At 61.2% G+C, this 2,010-nt stretch carries 2 protein-coding genes; one reads left to right on the top strand and one right to left on the bottom strand.

Annotated elements, in window-relative coordinates:
- The first annotated feature begins 128 nt into the window (after positions 1-128).
- Entirely contained in the window at positions 129-797 is a 669-nt protein-coding gene (deoC, locus tag N2315_09165; protein MCX7829343.1) for a deoxyribose-phosphate aldolase, read from the top strand.
- Positions 798-1,033: 236 nt separating this feature from the next.
- Here the strand turns inward: deoC and N2315_09160 are convergent, their stop codons facing one another.
- Positions 1,034-1,846, bottom strand: coding sequence for an HAD-IIB family hydrolase (locus N2315_09160; protein ID MCX7829342.1), 813 nt, complete (start codon positions 1,844-1,846; stop codon positions 1,034-1,036).
- Positions 1,847-2,010 lie beyond the last annotated feature (164 nt).

The raw sequence follows: 2,010 nt of genomic DNA, 5'->3' as shown, positions 1-2,010 counted from the left end.
GGGGATCATATTTCGTTTGGATTCTTAGGTGAGGCAACGTTCCCTTTTCGTTTAGATTTTACGTGAGGCAATTCGGCGCGTGGGCATGTAAAGCGTAAGATTGTAAAATAAGGCGGGAGGTGGTTGTCTTGGATCGCAAGGAGTTGGCTTCAAAGATAGAGCACGCGTTCCTCAAGCCCGACTCGGACATGGGGACCATAGAGCGGGCATCCCTGGCCGCCCAGGAGGCGGGGGTTGGGGCGGTGGTGGTTCAGCCCTGCCACGTGAAGGCCCTGTCCTCCCTGCTTGAGTCCTCCCCCACGAAGGTGGTGGCGGTGGTGGGCTTTCCCCTGGGGGGCACCTACACGGAGGCCAAGGCGTTGGAGGCCCGGAGGGCCGTTGAGGAAGGGGCCGACGAGCTGGATGTGGTGATGAACTTGAGCTTCTTCGCCTCCGGCAAGTACCGGGAGGTCCAGGAGGATCTGGAGGCGGTGATTCAAGTGGCCCAAGGGAGGCCTGTCAAGGTGATATTGGAGACCTCCCTTTGGGACGAGGGGGCCATCGTGAAGGCCTGCCACATCGCCCGGGACGCGGGGGCCGCCTTCGTAAAGACCTCCACGGGCTTCTTCGGAGGCGCGGAGGAGTGGTCCGTGCGGCTTATGCGGAAGACATTGGGTACCCGCATGGGGGTCAAGGCGTCGGGGGGCATAAAGGACCTTAGCAAGATGCTGGCCATGCTCGCCGCCGGGGCGGACCGAATAGGCACCAGCTCCACCTTCGAGATACTGGACCAGTGGGATAAGCGCTTCAAGGGCTGAGCCTCCTTAAAGGGCCGAGCCCTCCTTAAAGGGCTGAGCCCCATTAAAGGGCTATGCCCTCCCATCCGAAGGCCCGCTCCAAGGGACATGGGAAAAGGTCAAGGGCTCCTGCAGGGCAAGGCCTGCGTCCTGGCGCCGTCCGGATAAGGGGTTAAGCCCCTTCTAAGGGCTTAAACCCCTTCCCGGACGGCCCTTTCACCTCCGCCGTGTTAAAAACTTCAAGCCTAAGGGGCCCGTCAGCGAACTTCCAGCGGCTGGTGGGCAAGGAGCAGGTTCTCCCATATCCAGCGGACCGGGTCGATCCCCGGTGGGACCTGGAACCGGGCCGCCTCCTTGGCCCCCTTTGACGCGGAGGCCACCGCCACCGACGTGGGGAAGCGCCCCAGCATGTGCCGGTCGTTGTCCCCGTCCCCCATCACCAGCACCTCTTGGGGCTTGAGCCCCAAAAGGCCGCAGAGGAGCTCCAGGGAGCTTCCCTTGTTGACATGGCGCCGCATCACCTCCAGGAAGTGCCCCTTGGAGGTGTAGAACTCAAGGTCCGGGAAGCGGAGCTGGGCCTCCTTAGAGATGCGCTCCAGCCGGGCCAGGTCCTCCTCCACCGCCAGTATCTTTGTGGAGGCGAAGGGCTCGTCAAAAAGGGCGCCTCCCATCTCCAGGGGGTCAACTCCGGAGAGCTCCGCGTAGTACCTGGCCCTTGGGGAGGAGGCCTCCTCCACCAAGAGCTCCTCGTCCCGGTAGGCCTGCACGTAGACATCAAGGTCCCGGAAGAACCGCAGCACCCGGTGGGACGTCTCCGGCGGGATGGGGTCGTGGTACCAGCGTATCCCCATGGCATCCACGATCATGGCCCCGTTGTACGCCACCACGGGGGCTCCAAGTGTCACCCGTTCCGCAAACCTCATGGCGGAGCGGAACATCCGGCCGGTTACGAAGGTCATCCTCATGCCCCGCTCCGCCAGCTCCCTAAGAAGCTCCTCCCTTTCGGCGGGCAGGCATCCCCGGTCGTCCAATATGGTGCCGTCAAGGTCAAAGGCTAAAAGCTTTATCATGTTCACGGGCTCCTTTGTTTAATTTAAATCTAAAAAACAATCCCCATCCCTCAAGGAAGGTTATAACCTGTGGGCCCCCATGGCAACCCCCCGAATTGCCTCACGTAAAATCTAAACGAAAAGGGAACGTTGCCTCACCTAAGAATCCAAACGAAATATGATCC

This window comes from Thermanaerothrix sp., from assembly GCA_026417795.1.
Taxonomy (GTDB): Bacteria; Synergistota; Synergistia; order Synergistales; family Synergistaceae; genus Thermanaerovibrio.
This window is presented reverse-complemented; position numbering and strand designations above follow the sequence as displayed.

Coding starts and splice junctions, on each gene's coding strand:
- N2315_09160 (MCX7829342.1), bottom strand. CDS start 1,846: ATGATAAAGCTTTTAGCCTTTGACCTTGACGGCACCATATTGGACGAC.